This is a genomic window from Arabiibacter massiliensis (genome assembly GCF_902386925.1).
Lineage (GTDB): Bacteria > Actinomycetota > Coriobacteriia > Coriobacteriales > Eggerthellaceae > Arabiibacter > Arabiibacter massiliensis.
Genome location: NZ_LR698996.1, coordinates 1,858,218 through 1,881,724 on the forward strand (window position 1 = coordinate 1,858,218; position 23,507 = coordinate 1,881,724).

At 65.1% G+C, this 23,507-nt stretch carries 20 protein-coding genes; 5 read left to right on the forward strand and 15 right to left on the reverse strand.

Annotated features, from left to right (window positions below; genetic code table 11):
* Positions 1-22 precede the first annotated feature (22 nt).
* The 3 genes from FX134_RS07950 to FX134_RS07960 all read left to right on the forward strand — a co-directional run bounded on the left by FX134_RS07950 (position 23) and on the right by FX134_RS07960 (position 2,611).
* Positions 23-937, forward strand: a complete 915-nt coding sequence (locus FX134_RS07950) for a LysR family transcriptional regulator (protein ID WP_080800140.1) — start codon at positions 23-25, stop codon at positions 935-937.
* A 188-nt stretch (positions 938-1,125) separates the two neighbouring features.
* Positions 1,126-1,356: a helix-turn-helix domain-containing protein gene (locus FX134_RS07955; protein ID WP_080800143.1), complete on the forward strand. Its 231-nt coding sequence runs from the start codon at positions 1,126-1,128 to the stop codon at positions 1,354-1,356.
* Between the two features lies 1 nt (position 1,357).
* Complete coding sequence (locus FX134_RS07960) at positions 1,358-2,611, forward strand: HipA domain-containing protein (protein WP_080800146.1); 1,254 nt, start codon at positions 1,358-1,360, stop codon at positions 2,609-2,611.
* 274 nt (positions 2,612-2,885) lie between these two features.
* Here the strand turns inward: FX134_RS07960 and FX134_RS07965 are convergent, their stop codons facing one another.
* From FX134_RS07965 to FX134_RS07980, 4 genes are all read right to left on the reverse strand, one after another.
* Positions 2,886-4,073 (reverse strand): 4Fe-4S binding protein, encoded by a 1,188-nt coding sequence (locus tag FX134_RS07965; protein WP_080800149.1) that lies wholly within the window; start codon positions 4,071-4,073, stop codon positions 2,886-2,888.
* 78 nt (positions 4,074-4,151) lie between these two features.
* Entirely contained in the window at positions 4,152-4,817 is a 666-nt protein-coding gene (locus tag FX134_RS07970) for a DNA-3-methyladenine glycosylase family protein (RefSeq protein WP_080800152.1), read from the reverse strand.
* 448 nt (positions 4,818-5,265) lie between these two features.
* Positions 5,266-5,943 carry a cytochrome c3 family protein gene (locus tag FX134_RS07975; RefSeq protein WP_080800155.1) on the reverse strand — a complete coding sequence of 226 codons (678 nt, stop codon included), beginning with the start codon at positions 5,941-5,943 and terminating at the stop codon, positions 5,266-5,268.
* 128 nt (positions 5,944-6,071) lie between these two features.
* A complete protein-coding gene (locus tag FX134_RS07980) occupies positions 6,072-7,742 on the reverse strand; it encodes an FAD-dependent oxidoreductase (RefSeq protein WP_080800158.1) in 1,671 nt (556 codons plus the stop codon).
* 326 nt (positions 7,743-8,068) lie between these two features.
* Between FX134_RS07980 and FX134_RS07985 the strand changes: the two genes are divergently transcribed.
* Complete coding sequence (locus FX134_RS07985) at positions 8,069-9,622, forward strand: LuxR C-terminal-related transcriptional regulator (protein WP_232050874.1); 1,554 nt, start codon at positions 8,069-8,071, stop codon at positions 9,620-9,622.
* Positions 9,623-9,653: 31 nt separating this feature from the next.
* Here FX134_RS07985 and FX134_RS07990 read toward each other — a convergent pair whose 3' ends face one another.
* Positions 9,654-10,322, reverse strand: coding sequence for a peptidylprolyl isomerase (locus tag FX134_RS07990; protein ID WP_080800166.1), 669 nt, complete (start codon positions 10,320-10,322; stop codon positions 9,654-9,656).
* A 156-nt stretch (positions 10,323-10,478) separates the two neighbouring features.
* Between FX134_RS07990 and FX134_RS07995 the strand changes: the two genes are divergently transcribed.
* On the forward strand, positions 10,479-11,255 hold the full coding sequence (locus tag FX134_RS07995) for a 4Fe-4S dicluster domain-containing protein (RefSeq protein WP_080800169.1): 777 nt from the start codon (positions 10,479-10,481) through the stop codon (positions 11,253-11,255).
* Positions 11,256-11,266: 11 nt separating this feature from the next.
* Here the strand turns inward: FX134_RS07995 and FX134_RS08000 are convergent, their stop codons facing one another.
* The 10 genes from FX134_RS08000 to FX134_RS08045 form a co-directional block, all read right to left on the reverse strand.
* Positions 11,267-12,334, reverse strand: a complete 1,068-nt coding sequence (locus tag FX134_RS08000) for a hypothetical protein (protein WP_080800172.1) — start codon at positions 12,332-12,334, stop codon at positions 11,267-11,269.
* 137 nt (positions 12,335-12,471) lie between these two features.
* Positions 12,472-12,717 carry a hypothetical protein gene (locus FX134_RS08005; RefSeq protein ID WP_080800175.1) on the reverse strand — a complete coding sequence of 82 codons (246 nt, stop codon included), beginning with the start codon at positions 12,715-12,717 and terminating at the stop codon, positions 12,472-12,474.
* A gap of 18 nt (positions 12,718-12,735) precedes the next feature.
* Complete coding sequence (locus FX134_RS08010) at positions 12,736-13,014, reverse strand: hypothetical protein (protein ID WP_080800178.1); 279 nt, start codon at positions 13,012-13,014, stop codon at positions 12,736-12,738.
* Between the two features lie 18 nt (positions 13,015-13,032).
* Positions 13,033-13,299: a hypothetical protein gene (locus tag FX134_RS08015; protein WP_080800181.1), complete on the reverse strand. Its 267-nt coding sequence runs from the start codon at positions 13,297-13,299 to the stop codon at positions 13,033-13,035.
* Between the two features lie 13 nt (positions 13,300-13,312).
* Positions 13,313-16,630, reverse strand: coding sequence for an FtsK/SpoIIIE domain-containing protein (locus FX134_RS08020; RefSeq protein ID WP_080800184.1), 3,318 nt, complete (start codon positions 16,628-16,630; stop codon positions 13,313-13,315).
* Between the two features lie 9 nt (positions 16,631-16,639).
* Positions 16,640-17,188 carry a VTT domain-containing protein gene (locus tag FX134_RS08025; protein WP_143412167.1) on the reverse strand — a complete coding sequence of 183 codons (549 nt, stop codon included), beginning with the start codon at positions 17,186-17,188 and terminating at the stop codon, positions 16,640-16,642.
* A gap of 23 nt (positions 17,189-17,211) precedes the next feature.
* Positions 17,212-17,733: a YARHG domain-containing protein gene (locus FX134_RS08030; protein ID WP_080800189.1), complete on the reverse strand. Its 522-nt coding sequence runs from the start codon at positions 17,731-17,733 to the stop codon at positions 17,212-17,214.
* A gap of 12 nt (positions 17,734-17,745) precedes the next feature.
* The gene (locus FX134_RS08035) at positions 17,746-20,775 is read right to left on the reverse strand and encodes a protein kinase family protein (protein WP_172623423.1); all 3,030 of its coding nucleotides are present in this window, start codon (positions 20,773-20,775) and stop codon (positions 17,746-17,748) included.
* A 4-nt stretch (positions 20,776-20,779) separates the two neighbouring features.
* A complete protein-coding gene (locus tag FX134_RS08040) occupies positions 20,780-21,583 on the reverse strand; it encodes a PP2C family protein-serine/threonine phosphatase (RefSeq protein ID WP_080800194.1) in 804 nt (267 codons plus the stop codon).
* Entirely contained in the window at positions 21,576-23,444 is a 1,869-nt protein-coding gene (locus FX134_RS08045; RefSeq protein WP_172623424.1) for an AAA family ATPase, read from the reverse strand. The genes FX134_RS08040 and FX134_RS08045 overlap by 8 nt, the downstream gene beginning before the upstream one ends.
* Positions 23,445-23,507 lie beyond the last annotated feature (63 nt).

The window sequence follows — 23,507 nt, forward strand, 5'->3', positions numbered from 1 at the left end:
TATTCCGAGGGGGAATAGCGGTATGCACATCTCGTATCTGAAGGAGTTCGTGGAGCTGGTCTACTGCCTCAACTACAGCGAGGCGTCGCGCAACCTCAACACCGCTCAGTCCACGCTGAGCAAGCACGTGCTGGCTCTGGAGCGTGAATGCGGCGCCGAGCTGCTTGTGCGCTCGAGCGCGCAGGTGCGGCTCACGCAGGAGGGGCAGGCGCTGTTCGAGGGGGCGCTCGACATCATCGACGCGCACGACCGCACCCTCGAGCGCATCGCCGAGTTGAAGAAGGATCCGCCGATCACCGTGGGAGGACTGTACCGCAATCCGCACCTCGTGCGCATCGTCAACGCCATCCTCAACCGTCAGCGCGAAAACGGCTCGCCCCTCGGCGTGCGCTACGACAACAGCCGCCAGCGCCCCTTCGTCGAGCTGGTGGAGAACGGCACGCTCGACGTCGCGTTCACCATGATGGAGCACGGCGCCGAGCCGCCGGAGGGCCTCGCGGCGCTGCACCTGTTCGACGACCCGCTCGTGGCCATCATGATGAAGGACCATCCCCTCGCCGACCGCGCGTCCCTGCAGGTGGGCGACCTCGACAAGCAGAAGCTGCTCTCGCCCGACGGGGTGTACGCCATCGCCGGGGCGAAGATCGCGCGCAAGCTGTTCGCCAGCAAGGGCGCTCAGCCCATCTACCGGCCCGTGTTCCTGCAGTCGGTGCAGGACTTCCCCACGCTCGACATCGCCGACAACCTGCTGGTGGTGGAGCGCTCGCTGCAACAGCAGCAGCCCCTCACCGACGACCATCGCGTGCTGCCGTTCGACGACGAGGACGCGTGCTTCCCGTTCTACGCGGTGTATCGGCAGGAGCCGCGCAGCCAGGCGATCGCGCGGTTCGTCGAGGAGCTGGAGGAAGAGGCCCGCCGGTTCCGCGAGGGTCGGTGACGGGGAGCCCGCACGGTCGGAAACCCTGACTGCGGTACAGGATCGCGCTGCGGAGGAGCGCAGAGGAGTAGATTTTCCCTATCAGGATAATTTTGTGTCGATTCGCTGGCAATATCCCAATGGGGAAAATTTCGACAGACTCAGCTGCTATATTCCCAATAGGGAAAATTCGCATGAAAGGAGGTGCCATGGCCTTCGACCAAGGAAGCGTCGTGTACGACCCGGAGGAGCTCGGGCGCGCCATCCGCGCGCGCCGGAAGAAGCTCGGCTACACGCAGGGCCAGGTGGCCGCGTTCAACCGGTGCAGCGTGCGCTTCGTGAGCGAGCTGGAACGCGGGAAGAGCGGCGCGGGCATCGGCCAGGTGCTCCGCATCATGAACAGCATCGGACTCGACCTCGCCGCGATCGAAAGGGGCTAGCATGGACGCCCTCGAAGTCTTCCGCTTCTTCAACGGCGAATTCGAGAAAACCGGCGCCCTTGAACGCGAGGGACGGGAGACGACGTTCGCGTACGATCCGCAGTACCTGGCAAGCGCGCATCCCGATCCCCTGTCGTTCTCGCTCCCCCTGCGAAGCGAGCCTTTCCTGCCGCACGAGCACGAAGGGTTCTTCGAGGGCATCGTCCCCGAGGGCCACACGCGCCAAGAGCTCTCCCACCGCCTGGGCGTGTCGCCCTCCGACTGGCTCAGCATGCTCGCACGGCTCAATTGCGAATGCGTCGGCGCGCTCATGTTCCGCACGCCCGACGCGTGTCCGGAGGACTTCGCACCTGCGTACGAGCCCTTCGCTTTCGAGCGCTTCGAGGAGCTTCTCGCCGCCCCGGCTTACGCCGCCACGTTGGAGATGGAGCTGACCAGGCTGTCGCTTGCCGGAGCGCAGGCGAAGATAGGGCTGTGCCATGCAGGGGACAACCCTCGCGACAACTGGCTCGCGCCGCTCGGCACCGCCCCGTCGACCCACATCGTCAAGATCCCTGACGAGCGGCATCCGCATCTCGCCGTCAACGAGCACCTGTGCATGGAGGCGGCGCGCGCTTGCGGCCTGAGCGCCGCGGAGACCTTCGTCATTCCCGGGAAGAGGCCCCTTCTCGCCGTGCGGCGATTCGACCGTGCGGTCGCCGACGACGCGAGCGCGCCCATCCGCCTGCATCAAGAGGACTTCTGCCAGGCCGCCGGATTCCCCTCGTACGGCAAGTACGAGCTCGAGTTCACCGACAACTACGCCGCGATCGCCAACCGCGTTTTGAACCGCTGCTCGTCTGACCTCATCCGCGACAAGACGGAGTTCGCGCGCCAGATTGCGTTCGACTACCTCATCGGCAACTGCGACAACCATCTGAAGAACTACTCGCTGCTCTACTCGCCCGACTGGAAGAGGCGCGCCCTGGCGCCGGCGTACGATCTCGTGTCCACCACCGTTTTGGGATACTCGCGGGTCATGGGCATCTCGATCGGCGACACTCGCGAGCTCGACGAGATCACGCGCGAGGACTGGCGGCTGTTCGCCGGCGACCTGGAGATGCCCGAAGGGATCGTCTTCGACGCGCTCGCCGGCCTGAGCGACGCCATCCCCGAGGCCCTCAGGTCGAAGGCGGCAGAGGAGCCCGCCCCGCACGCCCATGAGGTGGCCGAGGCCATCATCGAAGACATGCGCCCGCGGACGACCTCCCTCTAGCACAGATACGTGAGGCATTCGTGCTTGAAGTGCTGTTTATGCCGCATGCTGAAAAAAAGTTGAGCAATGGACGAATCTGCGGGACAGAACGCACCCTTGCGGGCGCTCCCACAAGGGTGCGAAGGGAAACCCCAGGTCGAAGTGCTACCGCATCGCCATCAATCCGTCCATTGCGCGTATTTTTCTGGCAGAGGGCCCCGAAACCGTGCTCGTGGCCCCTGCGGGCCAGTGTCCCAAATGGGGACAGTCCCCATTTGGGACACTTCTCGCGCCTCTACCGCTCGTACACTTGGTCGCAGCCGAGGAGGTCCTTCATGGAATGCCAGATCTGGTGGGGGTTGCCCGGAGGGTTCTTCATGGGCTTCATCTCGTAGCGCTCGACGGCACCGGACAGGAGGTCGACCGCGAACACCTCCTCGGACAGCTCGAGCGCGCCCTCGGGGCAGATGTCGGTGCAGCAGCGGCACTTCACGCAGTCGGCCGGCGCGTGCTGCACGCCGAACGTGCCGTCGTCGTCCTTGAACTTCGAGATGGCCCCGGTCGGGCAGAACGTCGCGCACATCTGGCACGAGCTGCACTTCTCGGGATCGATGATCACGTGGCCCCACAGCCTGGTGTCGATCATCACGTCCTCGGGCTCGCCGAGCGCGGCCAGGCCGTCCAGCAGCCGCTCGCGCCGGTCGGGCACGAAATGCGGAAGCGTGCCGTCGGCCATCACCTTCACGTACTTGGGCTCGGGCGCGTCCTCCACCCCCAGCGCGTCCTTCACGGCGTAGTCGGCGGTGACCGCCGCGGCCGTCTTGGCCTCGTCCTTCACGCTGGCGAAGAACCCGCGGCGGCTCGCGTCGTAACCCTTCCCCTCCGCAGCGAGGCGCGCCACGGACGGGAACTTCTTGGCCAGGTCCACGCGCATGCCGCTCTTCCACGTCTCGAGCAGCGTGTTGGCCGTGTCGCGCACCAGCTCGGCCATGCGGAAGCCGGTGCTGTGCTCGCATTCCTCGCATTTGGCCTGCACGAGGCTCACGTGCTTCACGCCTGCCACGGCCAGCGTGACCAGCAGGCTCTCCTCCACGCGCCCGAGGCACGTGACGCCCACCACCTTATCAGGGTCGAACAGGCCTTCGGCCGCCGCCAAAATCTGCTCGCACGCGACGATCACCTCGCCGTCGGCTGCCTTCGCCGCAGCCAAACACGAGTGCAGGAGCTCGGCGTCGTTCGGCCGGTGCGCCTCGAGCGCGCAGGTGGGGCACACGGTGGCGCAGGTGCCGCAGCCGATGCACCTCTCGGGTGCGATGATCAGCTCGTTGTCGTCGTAGGAGATGCAGCCGGACGTGCAGACCTCGGCGCATTTCATGCACGTCGCGTTGCGGTTGCGCACGACGGCGCAGCGGTTCTGGTGGACCGTGATGTCGGCGCTCTGCAGTTGTTCGAGCAGACCGAAGAAATTCGTCATGTTCGCCATGACTTCACCCTCTTTCTCGTCTACCCCCTTGCAACGCACCAGTATAGCCGTTTTCGCGCGGCGCGCGCCAGGACTCCCCTACTTCTTCTTAGGCTTCGGCTTCGGCGCCCAATCGCGCAGGCCCGGCACCGCGCCGCCGGCCACCTCCCACAGATACAGGCTGGCCACGGTGCCGTACGGCGAGTAGCGGCGGCGGTACTTCGCGAACAGCTCGGGCGTGATGCGGCGATGGTGGTGCAGCATGCGCAGGCCGCGCTGGATGGCCAGGTCGCCGTAGCTCATGATGTCGGGGCGCTGCAGCGAGAACGTCATGAGCATCTCGGCCGTCCACACGCCGATGCCGGGCAGCGCCGAAAGCTCTCGGCGCACCTCGTCGTCGGGCAGCTGGGCGATGCCGTCCAGGTCGAGCTCGCCCGAAAGCACGCGCGCGGCCGCGCCCTTGATGTAGCCCACCTTGCGAAACGACAGGCCGAACGCCTGCAGCTCGCCGTCGGAGAGCGCGTCAATGCGCTCGGGCGTCACGTCGCCGAGCGCGTCCACGACGCGCCGCCAGATGGTGGCCTGCGCCTTCGTCGAAATCTGCTGCCCCACGATGGAGTTCACGAGCGCGGCGAACAGGTCCGGGTGCACCTCGCGACGGATAGGCCCCACCGCCGCGATGACCTCGGCCATCCGCGGATCGCGCGCGGCCAGCCAGGACGTCTCCTCGCCCCCGTACTCGAAATAGCGCACCTCGCGGACCATCCGGCCTCCTCCTTTCGCGCCGACGCATCGCTGCCAGTATAGCCGGAAGCGCCCCGGTTGGCACCGCGCGGGGATCCTTCGACTCCGCTCACTTCGTTCGCTTCGCTCAGGATGACGGGGGGGGGTGCTGGCACCCTCCGCTCAGGATGACAATGCACAAAATTGACGTCTGTGCGAGCTGTTAGACTTAGTAAACTCGTTCACGGCGAGAAGCGAAAACGCACGACTAGGCCTTTTCCGCGCGCCGATGCACCTGCAACACGGTTAGTTTCAGCTAACAGCTCGCACAGGCGCAATTTCTGTGCACCGCCGCCCTGCCGCCCCCAACAACGCCGAACGGCCCGGGCGAGGGAGGGCGCCGGGCCGTTCGGAAGGGAAATTCTCGGGGCGGAAGGGAGGGAGGGTTCCCGCCCCGAGCGGGTTGTCGTCGGTCGTCGGTCGCGAGCGCCTAGCGGTCGCGAATCTCGTGGCAGGTGCCGCACTCGAACGTGCCGCGGTGGTGGCACTGGGCGCAGTACTTCATCGCGTCCTTGGGCAGGTCCTTCGAGTGGTTGTTGTGGCAGTCGGTGCAGGTGGCGGGGTTCGCCTCGTGCTTCTCGCCGGCGGGACGCTCGTGCGGGTTCACCGTGGTGCCCTTGTCGTCGGTGAGCGCCGTGGAGTCGGCCGTCTTGGCGGCCACCTCCTCCAGCGTGCCGTGGCACGACTCGCAGGTGGCGGGGTCGACGGTGATCACAGAAGGCTTCGCAGCCGGCTTGTCGCCGAACTTCACATCGGCGTGCGCGGTCGAAAGCGCCTGCTCGTCGGTGTGGCACTGGGCACAGGTCACGCCCTCGGCCTTGTGCGCCGTACCCTGCGGGCAGGCGGCGTCGGTCTCGGACGCGGCCTCGCTCGTGTGGCACATCGCGCAGTCGCTGTCCATCGTCCAGTTGACGGGCTGGCCGTCCATGGCGGACGCGCCGGAGCCGGCGGCGTCCTTCTGCTCCTGGCCCTGGGGCGCGGGCGCGTCGGCAGCCTCTTGCGGCGCGCAGCCGGCGAGCGACCACAGCGCGGCCGTGAGCGCGAGGACGGCGCCGAAGACGGCGAGCACGACGAGGCGCCGATCGGCGGTGCGTGCTTGAGAGGTCATGCGCTTCTCCTATCTGATCTCGGTTGCGGGTGCGGCCCGCTGCGGGGAGGCGGCGGGCCGCGGGGAGGGATCGAGCCGCCGCCCATGGGGAGTCGGGCGGCGGCCGATCGTCAACAAGCGGGCGCGCGCTACTTCTGCGCGGCGTCCCAAGCCTCGAGGCCCGAGGCGTGGCGGGCGCTGATGCGGCCCCACACCTGGTTCTCGGCGTTGTTGCCGCCGGTGATGCCGTAGCTGTGGCTCTGGAAGTTGCCGAAGCAGCCGGCCGCGTACAGGCGCGGGATGGGGTTGCGCTGCGGGTCGAGCACCTGGCCGTGCTCGTTCTTCATCGGGCCGCCCAGCGTGGAGCACGAGCCGGGGTAGATGGAGATGGCGTAGTACGGGCCCTGATCGAGCGGGATCATCGTCTCGGCGGCGCGGTCGAAGCGCTCGTCGCGGCCCTGCTCGCAGAACTTCTGGTACTCCTCGAACGTGGCCTTGAGCGAGGCGGGATCCATCCAGTGGTCGAAGTCCTTGATCTGCTTGGCGAGGTCCTCGATGGTGTCGCCCTTGAGGATCCAGCCCTTCTCGAGCTCGGGCATGTTGTCCTGGCTCCAGCCGTCCCACGCGCGCACCGAATCGGGCAGGTCGGAGGCGAAGTTGCCGCACTCGAAGAAGTCGCCCTGGCTCGTGGACAGCTTGCCGGCGCTGAAGCAGCTCTGGTCGAAGATGCACCAGCTGGGAATGCGGTCGAAGTCGTCGATGGCGTCGTCGAAGTGCAGCAGCGTGTGCCAGCCGTTGTGCGGCGAGCCCATGTTGTTCTCGTTCACGTAGCGCTTGCCCAGGCGGTTCACGTTGAAGTAGCTGAAGCCGGGCATGAAGTACAGGATGGAGAAGTCGTTCTCGGGGTCGCGCGTCCACATGGAGTACATGGAGATGGCCATGTCCATGTGCCACAGCTTCGCCCCCACGTCCTCGACCATCTTGATGCCGTCGCCGGTGTTGTACTGCCAGCCCTCGAACTTGAAGGGGTAGCACTTGAGGTACTCGTTCTTGAGGTCCTCGTTGAACTCGAAGCCGCCGAGCGTGAGGATGACGCCCTTGCGCGCCTTGACCGTCTTCTCCTCGGAGCCGATCATCGTGTACGCGCCGACGATCTCCTTGGTCTCGGGGTTCTGGATGAGGCGCTCGTCATGGCAGTCGAAGATGACCTGCACGCCCAGCTCCTCGCGCTTGGAGTCCAGCTCGTGGAACGACAGCATGCCGAAGCCGTCCACCGAGGACAGCTTGCAGGAGCCCTCGTAGGCGTTGTCGTCGAGGAAGTGGTACTCGGGGATGGCGCCGGCCAGGGCCACCTCGGACACCTCGTAGGTCATGCCGTACTTGTCGGCGTACTCGGTGTTGCGGGCGCACTCCTCCACCCACGCGTCGATCATGGGCTCGGGGGTCTTTCCGTGCGTGAAGGCCTTGATGTACTTCTTGAAGCGGTCCTTCTCCTTCTCTTCGACGATGGTCCACTCGCCGTTGTTGATGGAGCTGTTCCCGCCGCCGCGCTCGGGGGCCTTCTCCAGCACGATGACCTGCTGGCCGCACTCGTCGGCGCCGATGAGCGACGCCCACATGCCCGCGCCGCCGTAGCCGATGACGAGCAGGTCGCACTCGTAGTCCCAGCTCGCCGGCATCCAGTCGGTGTTGGCCGCGCCCGAGGTGCCGCCCGATGCGCAGCCGGCCAGCGCGGCGGAGCCCGCCACGGCGGCCGCGGCGACGCCCGCGCCCTTCAGGAACGAACGGCGGGAGACTCCGCCTTCCATGCCTTTGCTCATAGTGTTCCTTCCTCCTTCTCCGATGAACGAGCCGCCGCCCGCAGGCGCGGCCCCTGCCTCTCTCCCGGCAGGGATGCCCCTCCTTGGAAGCATCCGTCCGTGCACCGAGCACCCTACGCCGCGGCGCGGGGGCGCGCATCTGACGGCCGGTCGGATTTCGCCGCATTCGTCTGACGATCGATAGGATTTTCCTGGTCGTATGCGTATCGGATCGTCCATCCGATACGCTCCGCGCGCGAAATCGCCTATCATACGCACGAGATACATCGCCGCTCGGGAGAGGCGCGCAGACGCGCCTGCGGCGCAGACGACGGGGAGAGATGCACATGCCTTACCGCACCGCAAGCGAGGAGGAACCCAGGGCCGCCCAGGAGGGCGCGGACGCGGGCCGCCCGCGCGACACGCTCATACTCGACTTCCTGCTCATCGTCATAGGGTTCGGCCTCTGCCGGACGTGGATCATCTTCTGCCTGGGCGCGCCGCTCGTGGCGGGCGCCACCGCGTCGCTCAACTGGATGTACCTCGCGTTCGGGGCCATCACGGCGCTCGCCGTGTCGTTCGTGGTGAACCGCAACGGATCGCGCAGCGCCAAGGCGCGGGTGGCGCTGTTTCGGCTCACGCCCGTCGCCCTGCTGGCGAGCGGCGTCCTCATCCCCCTCGCCATCTGGCTGGACAGCGAGCCCCTCATAGCCGTCGGCTTCGCGGCGGGCGGCGTGGGAGCCGGTCCCTTGCAGGTGCTCTGGGGCGACCGCTTCGCGCGCCACTCCACCGTGTTCGCCGCGCTCGCCTCGCCGGCGGCCGCCATCGTCACGGCTCTCGTGGCGGGGCTCGCCACCGACAACACGAGCTTCATCGGGTTCGCCATCATCCCGCTGCTGTCGTTCGCGCTGCTGCTGTTCGAGGCCAACCGCACGGGTCTCACGTGGAAGGATCTGCAGAGGATGCCCGCCGCGGACGCCGGCGCGGCGGCGTCGCCCGGCGAGGAGGCCTGCGGAGACGGCGAGAAGCGCACCGCCGTGGTGGGCCTCGGCGTGGGCAAGCTCATGTTCTCCATCATGACGTTCTCGTTTCTGTGCCGCCTCTTCGATGTGGTGCCCGCCGACGACGACCCCTTCGCCTTCTTCGGCGGCAGCGCCATCTTCTCGCTCATCGTGGTGGGCGTGGCGTTTCTGCTCATCGTGGCCCGGCTGCGCGACCGCTTCAACGCCACGCTCACCTACCGTCTGTCGCTGCCCCTGATGGTGGCGGGGTTCGTGGCCATCGCGCTGTTCTTCGACACGCACGCGGCCGTGTCGCTTCTGCTCATCAACGTGGGATACGAGTTCTTCGACATCCTCACCTGGGTGCTGTTCGTGGACGTGGCGCGGCGGCGGGGCGAGCACGCGCTGCACATCTTCGGGCTGGGCGTGGCGTTCATGTTCGCCGGCATGGCGCTGGGCAACCTCGCGGGCGGGGTGATCGACTCGCTCGTGGCCAGCGGCGACGTGCAGATCACGGTGGTGGCCATGCTGGCGACGCTGTGCCTGGTGGTGGTGGCGTTCATGGTGCTGCCCGAAGGCGTGGTGGCGCAGCTGTCGGATTCGGTGCGCACGGGCCGCAAGGAGCGCGAGGCCGAGGCACGGCTCGACGAGCCCGCCTCCGAGGCCGGCGTCGGGCGGCTCGAGCGGCACTGCGCGTGCGTGGCCGAGGACTACGGCCTGACGCCGCGCGAGAGCGAGGTCATCGTGCTCTTGGCGTACGGCCGCACGCTCTCCATCATCGCCCGCGACCTGCAGATAGCCAAGGGCACCGCCCGCACGCACATCGAGAACATCTACCGCAAGCTCGACGTCCACAAGCAGCAAGAGCTCATCGACCTCGTGGAAAGCTACGAAGCCTAACGGCAGGGCGCCCCTTTGTCACTCCCCAACCTTACGCTTCGACCGGCTCTTCCTTGCGTTCGGCGCGGGCGCGCTCGATCTCCTCGAGGGCCTCTTTGGGCGACTTCGGGCGCGGCGTCTCGTGCGAGACGGCCTCGGCCAGGGCCTCCTCGTCCGCGCCCTCGATGCGGACGCTCTTGATCGCGTCGCCTACGGACAGGCGGTCGATCACGTCCAACCCCTCCACCGTCTGGCCGAACACGGTGAACTTGTCGTCGAACTCGGGCTGCTCGGCCAGCGAGAAGTAGAACTGGCAGCTGCCGGAGTTCGGCTCCGACTTGTGCGCCAGGCAGAGGCTCCCGCGCACATGGCGGTTGCCCGGGTTGGCCTCCCACTCGTCGACGATGGTGTAGCGCGCGTCGCCCGTGCCGGGATGGATGCCGCGGATGACGCCGCGCGCGGCGGCCTCCACCTGCGCCGGCCCGAGCGTGCGCGTGGTCGGGCACCCGCCCACCACGAGCGAGCCGGGCTTGCGGGCATGGAACTTCAGGTTGTCGTAGAACCCGCGCGCGGCGAGCTCGACGAAGTTGCCCACGGTGACGGGCGCGTCCTTGCCCATGAGGCGCACGCGGACGGCGCCGCGCGACGTCTCGATGACGGCGACCTCGCGGCCGTTGGGCACGTAGCGCGGCGTGTAGGCGGGCAGGGTGATGCGGGGCATGGCAGATCCTCCTCAGACGGGTCGTTTTGCGCCCATCATAGCTCCCGCTTGCCGACACGCCATCCGACGCAGCGTCGTATTTTGAAGAAACGCGAGGTCAGCCGGGTACTGCTTGCGGTATCATCAGAGCAGCCGCGAATCGAAAGGAACCCTGCCATGCCCAACGTCGTCGTCGCCTGCTTCAGCCCCACGCGCTCCACGAGGCGCCTTGCGGAAACCGTGGGAGGCGCGGTTGCCGCAGAGCTCGGCGCGGCGACCGCGACCGTGGACTTCACGCTGCCCGCCGCACGTCCCACGTGCGTGGAGTGCGGCACCGGCGACGTGCTCGTGTTCGGGTTCCCCGTGTACGCGGGGCGCGTTCCCGTGCTCGTGGCGAACGAGGTCGCCCGCTGGGAGGGCGACGGCGCGACGGCCGTCATCGCAGGCGTGTACGGCAACCGCGACTTCGACGACGCGCTCGTGGAAGCGGCCGACCTCCTGGCCGCGCAGGGCTTCCGCGTGGCGGCGGCCGGCGCGTTCGTGGCCGAGCATTCGTCGACCCGCAAGGTGGCGACGGGCCGCCCGGATACAGACGACCTCGCCGTCGCCGAGCGCTTCGGACGCAAGGCCGCCGCGCGTATCGCGAGCGGGGCCGCCGCCACGCCCGCCATCAGGGGAAACCGACCCTACAAGGAGCATCCCGCCGCCATGGACATCCGCCCGCAGACCACCGACGCGTGCACGGCCTGCGGCGCGTGCATCGCGCGCTGCCCGATGGGCGTCATCCATGCCGACGACCCCGCGGTTGTGGACGCGGGCTGCATCCGCTGCAACGCGTGCGTCAAGAGCTGCCCCGAAGACGCCAAGTTCTTCGACGACGACTTCTCGAACATGATCCGCGCGAGGCTGGAGGGCCACTTCACCGCCCGCCGGGAGCCGGAGCTGTTCCTGTAGGCGCGCCCGCGCTAGTCGAGCAGCGCCTCGCCGAGCACCGAGTCGTAGCGCACCGACGTGCCGTCGGCGTAGGCCACGTTCCAGATGCGGTAGTCCAGGCTGTCGGGAACGTCCTCGTCGGCGAGCGCGCAGGCGTCGCTCGCGGGGTCGGACGCGCGGCGCGCGGGGTCGTCCGGCAGCGGGCGGGGGCGCTCCTCGCTGCCGACCACCCGCTGGTCGGGCACATCGGTGCGCACGGACTCCACGATGCCGCTCGGCCGGGCGTCGCGCTCCTCGGATGCGGCGTCGGTCGGGTCGTCGCCGCGGCGCAGCGCCGCCTCGGCCTCGGCGATGGCCTCGTCCAGCTCGCGGCGCGAGGGGCCGTCCTGCTCCATGGCCGCGCCGGCCCAGGCGTTCTGCTCGTCGGGGTCGGCCGCCGCGGCGCCGCTCGCGGGCTCGTCGTCCATGCCGGCCGCCAGTTCCGCGGCCTCCACGATGTCAGAAGCCGACGACGACCCGCGCTCCTTCTCGCCCACCGCGGCGATCCTGCGCTCCCGCTCCTCGCCGGAGACGTCCTGGCCGGCATCGGCGCGCTGCGCGGCGATGCTCACGCAGGCGGGGATGCGGATTGCCGCGATGGGGTCGCCGCCGAACGCGTTCGACGCCAGCAGCGTGCGGGCGCGCGCCACGAACCCGGCCGCCTCGGGCGGGATGGCGGAGTCCTTCATGCGGATGGCGATGACCGGCCCCGCGCCGAACTTCACCTCGGCCCAGGTGAACGGCACCATCTGCTGGCCTCCCCTCGCGCGCGCGTCGTTCTCGCGGGCCACGATCGCGCTCGTCTCGGCGAACTCCTCGTCCAGCCAGGTGGCGAGCGCGTCGCGCCACAGCGGATCGAGCTCGCCCTCGCCCGTGACCACGTCGTCGCCCACGTCGAAGCGCAGCACGTTCGCCCGCTGCGAGCCTTTGCTCGCGCGCACCACCTCGGTGGGCGCGATGGCCGTGAAGCGGCGCGCCATCTCGAGGCTGCCGCCTTCTTCGTAGCTGCGCTCGTCGAGGACCAGGTGCAGTTGGACGGGAGGATGGATGGACGCGGGCATGGCGGTTCCTTTCGACGCGAGCCGAGCCTGCATGCGCCCGGCGGAATGTTCATGTCCGGGCATTGTCCCTCCCGGAAACGGCAACGCCCGCGGCCGGGCGCGGGCGTTGCGAAAGCGTTTCGGCGCGGAAACCGGGCCTATGCGAGGAACCTCCCGGCTGCGGAGTCGAACTCGCGCACGGCACCGTCGGCGAGCTCGACGCCCCACACCGCGTAGTCCACGTCGCACGCTGGCGGCGCGGGCGCGGCCTCGGGCTCGGGCTCTTCCACCGCGAGCAGCGCGTCGCCGCCGAACTCGAGCTCCGCCCATGCGTAAGCCAGGCCGTCCATGCCCTGGTCGGCGCACACCTTGTTGCTGGCCACGATGGTGTCGGACACCAACATCGTAACTACCTTCCTTCATCACCTCTTCTTGCCCATGCTCTCGGCTTTGCGGTATTTGAGCACCTTTTGTCCGATGCTCTTCGAGAAGGCGTCAAGGTTGTTCAGCTCGTCGACGATCCGCTTGAACGAATCCTCGACATCCATGACGGCGCCGCTCACGGCCGCGTCGCGCGTGGACAGCGAAGCGGCCTTGACGCGACTGCTCGTGCCGTCCAACAAACCGCGCATCTCGTCGATATACGTGTGCAGCTTATTGTCGAAGTGCTCGAGCGCATCGAGATCAACGAACGTCTCCATAAGGGATCCCCTTTCCTGTTATTTCGTCTCAAGCCAATCCGCGTAGTTGCGAAGAAGGTTGGCAGCCTCCACTCCGAGAGGCAGCGAGCCTTTTAATTCCTTCAAGATGACCTGAAACGACGATCCCATATGCGCGGCATCGGTGTCTCGGAACTCCCCGGAAAGGGCTAGCCAATCCTTCGCGATGTCATTCGTTCGGTCGATCACATATTCGTAAGTTCCTTCGAGCAACCGCGCGACCTCCTTCAAAGTGCCCGGGTCGGCCTCGATTATCCGCTCTCCCATATGCCTCTCCTTTCTACCAATCGGTTGCGTACGGCTTGAACAGCACCGCGTTCTCAGCCCTATCCGCGTACACCATTTTGAACTCCCGCTCGTCTGCAGGTATCGAGTGGGCTTTCGATCCCATGCCTAAGTCGTACGAATCGCGCCTACTGCATTTGCCTGCGAAGCGATGCGCGAAGAGGGTGTCGAAATCATCGCCCTTCACGTCGATCCCCGAGAACACCGAACGGATAGAAGGGATGGAATCGGCGATCCAGCACACATGGACCCGACGTGCTCCACCTTGCTGAAGAACGCGGAGCATCGGTTCGCGCGCATCGTACAGATGAGCTGCTCCTTCGGCATCCATCGCCTCCCGATGAGCGCCCTCGTCTCCAATTAGAGACGCCGTGCTCGCCAGCAGGGCGTCGAGCTCGGCCCGACCGCCACTGCGCGGAGCAGTCGCTTCGCTTCGAGAGGGCAGCTGCTCGAACGCCTCGGACATCTCGTCAAAGCCCTGCAGCACGATCATGACGTTCTCAAGGTCGCCTTGCGCGAAATACTCGCACACCTCGGACGGTGACGGCAGTATGCGAAGAGGCATCAACCGCGCCATCTCGTTCCAACGGGCGTCCCACCCCTCGGCCTCGGCGAGCGCGGGATCGCAGATGACCGCCCCCGCAGTGCCATGCCGCCGGAACATCCCAACGAGGAGCAGCGACGCAACATCGAAGGCGAGCCCATCGCCTGCATCGAGGATGAACGCGTTCTCCTTTTTGCGGCTTCTCAGCTCGATCCCGAACTCCGGATCGGAGAAGTTGGGAACCTCCCCCACCGGCAGCGCGACCCTTCCCCTGGAATCCGCCTCGTGCGGAAGCATCGCCCGCTCGTTCGCATCGAAACACCGGCAGGAGCGAGATCCATGGTCGCCGAAGAGCGCCTGCTGCCGCGCAGCCGACGCGGCGATCTCATCCTCGCCCACAAAACGGCAGGAGCACCTCACGTTGACGCCGCGCACCTTCGCGTACGCCTCCCCCACCGCCAGCGTTTCTTGCGCAACGTCCGAATAGGCGCCGAGCATGTCGGCGACCTCAGACGGCTCGCTCCACTTGAACAGCACCCTGCCCGCCATCTGCTTGCGTGCGGCGTCAGTGAGCCCGCTCATGCCGCTGAGGGTTTGATCGGCTATGAGGATATGCATGCCGTAAGCACGGGACTCACGCAAAATCTGCTCGAAGCTTGTTCGCGTGTCGCCCTCATCGTTCAGCATCAGATCGGCTTGCCGATGGAACTCATCGATAACCACGAGCAGCCGGGGCAGCCGCGCCTCCGGGACGACCTTGCTGTTGTAGGAGCCGATGCCGCGCGTCCCTTCCGCGAGGATCAGCTCCTGGCGTCGCATGAACTCCGTCATCAGAAGCCCGACGAATCCCTCGACGAAATCAGCCGAGCCGTCGAGGCCGATGAACGAGATATGAGGGAAGCGGTACTGGGGGTCGCGGTACAGGCCGAACTCCGTCTTTTTGTAATCCACCAGCCACACCGTAAGCTCTTCGGGGGAATAGCGCGAACAGGCGCTCTCCACCACGTTGTGCAGGAACACGGATTTACCCGCTCCCGGCGCGCCCGTGACGATGGCATGAGCGTAATCGACGCCAAACTCCAGACATGCCTCACGCCCCGCATCAGTCGTTCCGAACGGGATCACGATGCCCTGGGAGCCGTCCGTGCCTTTCTCCTGAACAGCATCCTCCTCAAACGCCCGACCGCGCCAAAGAGCAGGGGCTTCGTCGATGAAACGACGGGGGATCGCAGTCTCGTCGAGCAGGCGAACGGGGAACCGGCCTTCCGCGACATCAATCGACAAAGCGCCGGCCGCGTCGCTCAGCACCGCGCAGTGCTCCTTGACGGCACGCAGCGACGAAGCCTTTCCCTCGTCATCGCAGGGGATGTCATCGACAAGCGCGATCACTTGCATGCCGAGCGCATCGGCGTTGCCGATGATGGCATCGAGAATATCCAGCTCCGACCTACCGTAATACCTGCTATCGAGGTCTTGCGCCACTACGACGGTGTAGGGCACGTGATCGCTCTCGAGCAGCGCATTATGGCGGGAGACGCTGCCCTCGCCGGCCACCGCCATGCCAACCGTCCCCATAAGCTCGTCGAGCTTATGGAAGAGCCTTCGCGCGTCATCCCCGCTCGTGGCAACGTTCACAAGCACCTCGTCATCCGCATCGGGGCGCGTCCAGGGCGCCAAATTGCCGAGCGAGCGCCCTTTGCTGACAGGATCGAACCAAAAAACACGGACGCCGTTCGGCGGCATGCGCCTCACGAGGGTCGCCAGATAGGCACGGATTCCGCCGAGCACCTCCGCACGCCGCTCCTTCGCCTCGATCCAGCAGTGCAGGGGATTTTCCAAAGGAAAGGAATAGGGAACGAAAAGCGAGCGGGAGCCGTCGGCAACCTCGACCCAGCAGAGGGCGATCTCCTCGGGAAAGGCGTCGGGCGGCATCCCGTCGCCGCGCCACGATTCCTTGAGGCACCCGAGGCCATGCGCGGCCTCTTCGGCGTCTTCGACGCACGCCTCGAATGCAGCGTCCGCAGATTCCTCGCCGGAAGCGCCCGACATGATTCTCGAACGGGAGAAAGCGTACGTCTCGTCGAGGTGCCTGCGCCGCATCTCGAACGGCAACGCGTCGAACGTCGGCTCCGGCCCACACGGCGAATCCTCGATCTTCCGTCTCTCCTCCGCCAGTTCGCGCCGCAGTTCGCTCACGAGATCCTCTTCTCGTAACAGAGAGAGTTTTTCCGCCAACAAGCCGCGCTCAAGGGCGATCATCCCCTTCAACCGCGCGCAGGCGTCTTTTCTAGAGGGCGAAGAGGTCCCGCCGAGCAGACGGCGCGCGCCGGCGAATAGCGACTTATCGGCCATGATCGCGAGCAGCGACTCGGCCTCATCCTCAGAGAACCCGGAACCTCCTTCCAAAGATTCAGGAGCGCATGCCGGCACCGCCTCAAGATCGGCGGGGATGCGCGCCTCAAATCCATCGAGCAGGTTGCGAAGCGCTTCAAGTTGCCGCGACTCCTCCCGCACTGCGCGCTCTGCTTCCCGAATCCTGCCTTGATAGCTTCGCTCCAGCCGGTTGAGCCTCGCCTTCACCTCGGCCCGGGACTCGGCCTGCCGAGCCACCACGTCCGAACGCGCGGCAGCTTCCTCCCCGTCAATGCGCTCGAGCTCGCTTCGATAGTCCCGATCCAAATCGACGAGCGCTGCGGCCCGCATGCGCGTAGCCTCCTCGTTTTGCGAGAGGCGATCCAACACCCTGCCCAAGGCCGAACCGACATCCATAAGCTCCTCCTACAGAGCGCCGAACCCGGCGAGCGAATCCGCGAGGTACCGGGCCCCGAACACCAAAACGACCATTTTCGCGATCTTCGCCGACACGGCGCCGGCAAGGTAGAACGCAAGCGGCTTGCCCATACGGCCGCACACCACGCCCACTCCGTCGGACAGGTTCCCCGACAGAAACGACGCGGCAAACGATACGAGGGCCAGACGCGCCGGGGACAGCGAGCGAAGGAAATCCGCATGCTTGACATCCACCACCTTGGCGCTCGATCGACCGGCGAAGTAGCTGATGACCTCCCCCAAACCAGCCCCCAGCCCCGCCGCGAGGGCCGTCAGGAGCGGATCGAACAAAAACGAAGCCTGAACCGCGACGATCCCGGAGGGGGACAGGCCGAACACGCCGGCGTTCAAGGCGAAGCACACAAGCCCCACTGCTACATATCCCGCATTCGCATACGAGGCGATGGCGTCGCGATACACGAACATGAGGACGGAAAGTGCCGCTATCGCCGCAAGCGACACCGCGCCTGCCAGGCGGCGCTTTGCGCGCAAGGACAACCGGGGCGATTCTTCTTCAGCCCTTATCTCCATCCGTTGGCCTCCGCATAGGCTACTAAAACATCCAGGTTGTGGCGCTCCACGTCGGTGAACGAGATATCCTCGGCAGTGATAGAGGAGTCGGGCACATACCACTCCTGCAATGCGAAGTAGCTGTCGATATCCGCATCGCCGAATACGAGCCCGTAGCGCGCGTACAGCTCGTTGATGGCGAGCGTGCAGGTCCATTCATCGAGCCCCTGCACGTCCTCGTCTGCCAGCTCCACGCTGTCGGACGGCAGGATGTAACCCATATCCTGCGCCTCGACCGGCTCCTCGTCTTCAACGACGGGCTCGTCGGAACTCGAGGCGCCCATGCGGTTCCATGCGCCCGCCCATTCCAGCGAGGCCATCTCGAATTCATCGGAAGCATGCGGGAACACTATCTTCCCCGGCGCGAGCGGATAGAGGAACCAGAAAAGCAAGGCGGCCACAGCGGCAGCCGCAAATGGCACAATTCTCCTCGCAAACAGCGATGAGCTGCTTGTCGAGCCTTCGTTCGCCATGTCATCAACCTCCTACGAGTTCAACAACCCAAAGAGAACCCCTATGCCCACAATCAATCCAAAAACCGCGATGATAATCGCGATGACCATAGACACCAACAAGAATAAGAGCGCAAGGGCAAGCATGACCGCCAACGGGGAAACCGCCGCCACTGCCCAGAACCAGTTGGTGAACGCCCCCTCCCAATCCTTCGTCGCATAGGCGCCGAAGCAAAAACCTGCGACGGTTGCGATGAGGGACACGAAGAGCACCACGCCGGAATCGATCGAAAGATTCACGAGAGCGTACAGCGGCACGATGCCGGCGAATAGCGTCAGAGCCGACGCGCATGCCGCCGTCGCATACCAGACGAATCGATAGCTTGTTGAAGAGTACGGGTTGGCGATCCGCTCTACCGTCGTTTCATCTGCGGCAGCGCGCGAGACGAGGCTCTGCGAGCAGCGGCTCTGCGAGCTTTCCATGTCGCGAAGCTCGTTCGCGTACGAAGATGCATCCGCCTTCATCTCGTCGACGCATGAGCGCACCTCCTCTATCGTGCCCGTCCACGAGCGCTTCATTCTGCGGACCAGGTTGAGTGATCGGCATCGCTGCAGGGACGCCACAGCGTCGAACGCGAAAAACGCGAAGGCCGCGCTTCCCGTGACCTTGACGAATCCCGTCGCCGCACCAGTTGCGTCGCCGGGAGTCAACGACGAGAACACCGTCCAGACAGCCGTCTCAAGGACGCCGGCATACGCCGTCAACCCAAGGAGCAGCGCGACCGCCATAGCCACGTCGACCAGGGCGCGAAACACCGACGAACTCACGGAGCCGCCGGCCTGATCGCATTTCTCGACGGTTTGCCTCATGCGCTGCTCGATGGCCGGCAGAAAGGCGTCCGACTCGCGCGCCTCGTCGGTGAGCATGATGACGTCCGGCCAGCCCGCGGCGGGCAGATCGTCAACCGAGGCCCGCAAGAGCGCGCGGACGAAACCGCGCGGAACTTGCTGGCCATAGAAGCTCGCACAGAAGAGCGCGTCCTGCTCCAGGGGTATGATGGGCTTATTCGATACGATGCCGAAACGACAGGGAATCGGCGACTCGTCCATCGAAGACCTGATCGTGTCGGCGTGGTGTCGGGCCGTCGTTCCCTTTTGGTTGATGATGCTCAGGGAGTCATCTTCTGCCACAGCGCTTTCGACGATTCCAAAAAGCGCCGCAGAAGCCACGCCGCCCTCATCGACCTCCCCGTCTATTTCGTAGAGATCGACGTGCGACGCTACCCACAGCCACGGCGCCTGAGGACCGTAGTTCGCACTGAACGATCGCACGAGGGATGCGTCGGATACCTGCCCCTCGAAAAATGCCAGCAGCTGCGACGCGAGTTCGAGCGTATCCAAGCCGTCGCACGCCTTGCGCACGTCGAGCAGTCTGCCGACGTCGGAGAACGGCGCGCACGCCGCAAGGCAATCGTCGAACAGCTGGTTCGAGGAGATCGCCTCGTAGAAACGATAGGGGCTTTCCAAGAGGAAACTCACGAGCCCGTCGGCGTCTTCGTAGCCGGCATAGCGCGAGGGGCCTCCTCCGGCGAACAGGTGCTGGAACAGGCTGCGGGCGAAGGCTCGATGATCGTACGCGGCTGCGGCGATCAAGCCCAGCTCTTTGCCCATTTCCTGAGATTCCCCATCGTCTTCCTGCTTGAGCGTCCACGGGAGGAAGCCATTGGCCAACAGCTCGTCATACTCCCCAAGCTCGGAGCATTCGCGCTGCTCGAACATCGCGCGCAAAGCCGCGAGCGAGACGTCGTGCCCGCGCCATACCATTGCGCGTCGCGATCCCGAAATGAGGTAGATGGCACGCGAGAGGCCCAGGTCGGGATCCTTGATGGTGTCGCGATCCTGCTCGACGATCTCGTGCAGCCTACTGGACACGTCATAGTTGTCGATTTTCTTGAAGTACTCTTCGAGCCCGTGGGAATATAGATGCCTCTTCGCTTGGTCCCACTTGCCCGCCAATGCGTCAGCGAGGGTGGCGTCGTCGAAGCATTCAGTCCCTTCGAATACGTACGAAGGACGCTTGGGCGCGCTGTTGAGCACAGGGTCGACGAAGCTGAAGCCGCCAGGGTCTTTCAGCCAAGCCTGCACGTCGTCGTAGCCGAGACGGGTTGGCGCGTATTCCATCGTCAGACCATAGATCAAATCGCCGAGCGAAGCGTCCTCGGACGACTTGGGGTCGAACTTCACCGGGCGCATTCCTGCGTCGACTTCCGCAAGGTTATCAGCCTCAATGAGCTCTTTGTGCGGGTGCACATTGTCGTTGTACATAGTCCAGATCGTGTAACCGAACGAATACCAGTCGTTGCTCGGCAGGATGGAGCGATTGCGGGGAGAAAAACCTGGGGTCATGCGAGCGGTTGCCGTGTTCCCGACACGCTCGTCTTCGCCCATCAGGGTCGAAATCCCGAAGTCGCCCAAAACCACAACCCCGTCGAGCTCGAATACGTTCGAAGGTTTGACGTCGCGGTGAACGATGCGGTTCTCGTGCAGCAGATGAAGAGCCTCGGCTATCTCAGGTATCACCCGCTCTTTCAAAAACGATGGCGGATGGACCTCGTCGCCAAGGCAGCGGCAAATCGGCATGATGACAACATCGCACGAAACCGGATCAGAGCGACCGAGAAACGAAGCCGAGACGTCCCCATGCGACAGGACGGGCATGAGATGAGAGGATCGGAAACCTCCCCGCACCGATTGCGACTGCTCTCTAAGAAAGGCAAGCACGGCAAGATAGCTCTTCCGATGCCGAATTTTCACCGCCTTCGGGATGACCTTCGCGGCGTACTCGTTGCCCTCGTCATCACGAGCGCGCACAACAACTGCCTGGCCTCCGCCTCCCAGCTCATCGGCGCCATCGAGCACGAAGCGGCGACCTTCGTCATCGATGAATTCTATCTCCTCGGGAACCAGCACGAGGTCTTTGTCGGTTTTTGCATGCAGATCCGTCCCCCCGAAGTCAGCCTCGGTGCCTCCTGCGCCGCGCATCGCCACGGTTTCATTAGCCATAAGATCACTCGCCTCCCGCATCCCCATCGCACACCTGCACGAGCACGACCGAGATGTTGTCGGTCGAGCCGTTGTGCTTGGCGAGGTTCACCAACGTTCGCGCCGTTGCCGGCAAAGGGGCGTTTTGCGCCAAAACGAACTCGATCCGCCCCGAGTCGGCCCCCTCGGTCAGTCCGTCCGAGCAGATGAGGAACAAATCGCCCTCCAGGCATACGCTCGGAGTGCCAGACACCTCGACAATGCCGGACTCTTCGTCCATCCCCAGTGCCCTCGTGATCACATGAGCGTCAGGAGCCGACTGCGCGACCAATTCGTCCGATGCGCCCGCATCGACAAGCCGCTGGATAATCGTGTGGTCGTGCGAGAGCTGAACGAGCAGTCCGTTGCGGTAACGGTACACGCGGGAGTCTCCGGCGTTGAACACGACGGCCGAGCCTTCGCATGTGAAGTATATGCCGGCAACGGTCGATGCCGGAGGCGGCTGCAAGCCGAGTGAGGCTCGGTACGCGCAGATCGTCTTATGAGCATCATCGAGGCCCGAACGCAGAAGGCCCTCGATCTCCCCGTCAGGGCGGCACCCTTGGGCCAAGGACTCCTCGCAAAGGTCTGCGAACACAGCGGATGCGATGCCCGCCGCCTCGCATCCGCGGCCACCCGCGCTCACGCCGTCGAACACCGCGACGCCGAACGGCGCGTCCCACGACGAGGCATACAGGCCTGCGGACAACACGAGGGAATCGATGGCAACGCGGTCCTCGTTGACCAGCTTCACCGCCCCCCGGTCGGTCACCCCCACCACCCTAAACATGGTCGCCTCCTTCGCGTCGGAACCGTATCGAGCCGTCTGCCACCTCGGGGGTCACCTCGTCTCCACATCGACAGCGCTCATCGAACAGGAAGTCGGAAAGGACGTTCAAGTACTCCGTTTCGATGAGGTTTCCGATGCCGCGCCCGCCCTTCTCCTTGATCTCCGGCAAAAGAGAGCGGCGCACGAAGTGGGCGACCGTCGCCGGGTCGATGTTCACGATGATGCCGTTCTGCTTTTCGATGTTGCGATTCACCGCCTCGATCTTCAGCTCGACGATCGCCGCCGCCGACTTGTCATCGATGAAGTTGAACACGACCACGTTGTTGCCCACGCGTCCCAGGAACTCAGGTTTGAAATGGGCATCCATGGATTCCTTCACCTTGGCGCACATGGCGTCATACGGCTCATCGGGATCGATGAGGGCCACATGATCGACGACATGCCGACCTGAGGGGTCGAACACCTCCTGCGAGAATCCGATGTTGCTCGTGAAGAAGATCACCGTCTCCGAGAAGTAAACCGTGTTGCCCTGGCCGTCGGTCATCCTCCCGTCCTCGAGGATTTGGAGGAACTTGTCCATGATGCTGGGATTGGCCTTCTCGATCTCGTCGAAGAGCAGCACGGAGAACGGGTTGGCCTTAACCGCGTTGGTGAGCTGGCCTCCCTGCGCGTACCCCACGTACCCGGGAGGTGCGCCGAACAGCTTTTGATCGGAGTTGTCGCCTTGATATTCCGACATGTCCAAACGGATGCAGCTTCGCTCATCGCCGAACAAAAGCTCGGTCACCGCTTTGACTATCTCCGTTTTGCCGGTGCCGGTAGGACCGCTGAGAAACAGGATACCCTTGGGTTTGCTCGACGAGGAATGCGTGGCCCCGCTCAAGCCGAGCGAGGAACGCTTGAGGATCGAGATAACAGCGCTAACGGCTTGATCCTGTCCTTTCACCCTGCGTTTAATGACGCCCTCGGGATCGCGTTCAAGTTTGTCTGCGATCATCCGCCACTTGTTCTCGCGCACTCCGAACTTGTACACGTCGACGAGCCCGCATAACTCCGCGTCGGGAGCGCTGCTTCTTCCGTGCATCCGCCTCAGCTCGTCGAGCTCGCGAATGCTCATGCCGTCGGTGACGTCCACGAACCGTTCGGCTACGGTCTTCCCGTTCGAGTCGACCGACGTATCGGTGATCTCGAACGCGTGTTGCACATAGAGGTCTCTCGCCTCGCGATCGGGCGAGGGAACCACAATGGCGCGCAGGTTGGGATTCGTCGCGATGAACCATTCGGGAAGGTCGCGCAAGTTATTCGCGAGAAGGATGAGCGTGTTGCGGCTTTCGCCTATGCGCAGCGCGTCGGTCACCGCCATGAGCATGTTGGAAAAGAACGCCGTCTCCTCCTCGTCGAGATTCGTCGGCGAAGAGAGCAGTCGGGAGGCCATGTCCACGACGATGGCGACGGGCTGCGCGGGCATCGGCTCCTCGCCCTCAGCGGGCTCAATCGCGAGGTTGCGCGTCAACAACGCCTTTATCAGCTGCGAGTCGTGGACGAGCGCACTCTCCTTCGGCTGCGCCCCTTCTCCCGCGCCCGCCGAGAACGCGTTCACGCGCTCGTCTTCGATCCGTATTTGCGCAGCTGCCCGCTCGGCGGCGGCGAGGTAGCGCTCAAGCCGGTTGTCGTGGAAAGGGTCGGAGAAACGACTGAAGGGGTTGTAGCACACCATCTGATAGCGGCCACCCGCCTCATAGTCGGCGAACAGCATCTTCGCAAGTTGCCGCATGTCGAAAAACCGCGCGCTCGATGGCGTCAACTCCTCTGCCGCCTCCTCGCAAACGGGATAAAGATCATCGATGTTCTTCTCGAGCACGAATAAGCTTTTGATGCCTTTGAAGTTCAGCAGCTCTCGCTCCCATGATGGCAGTTGCATCGC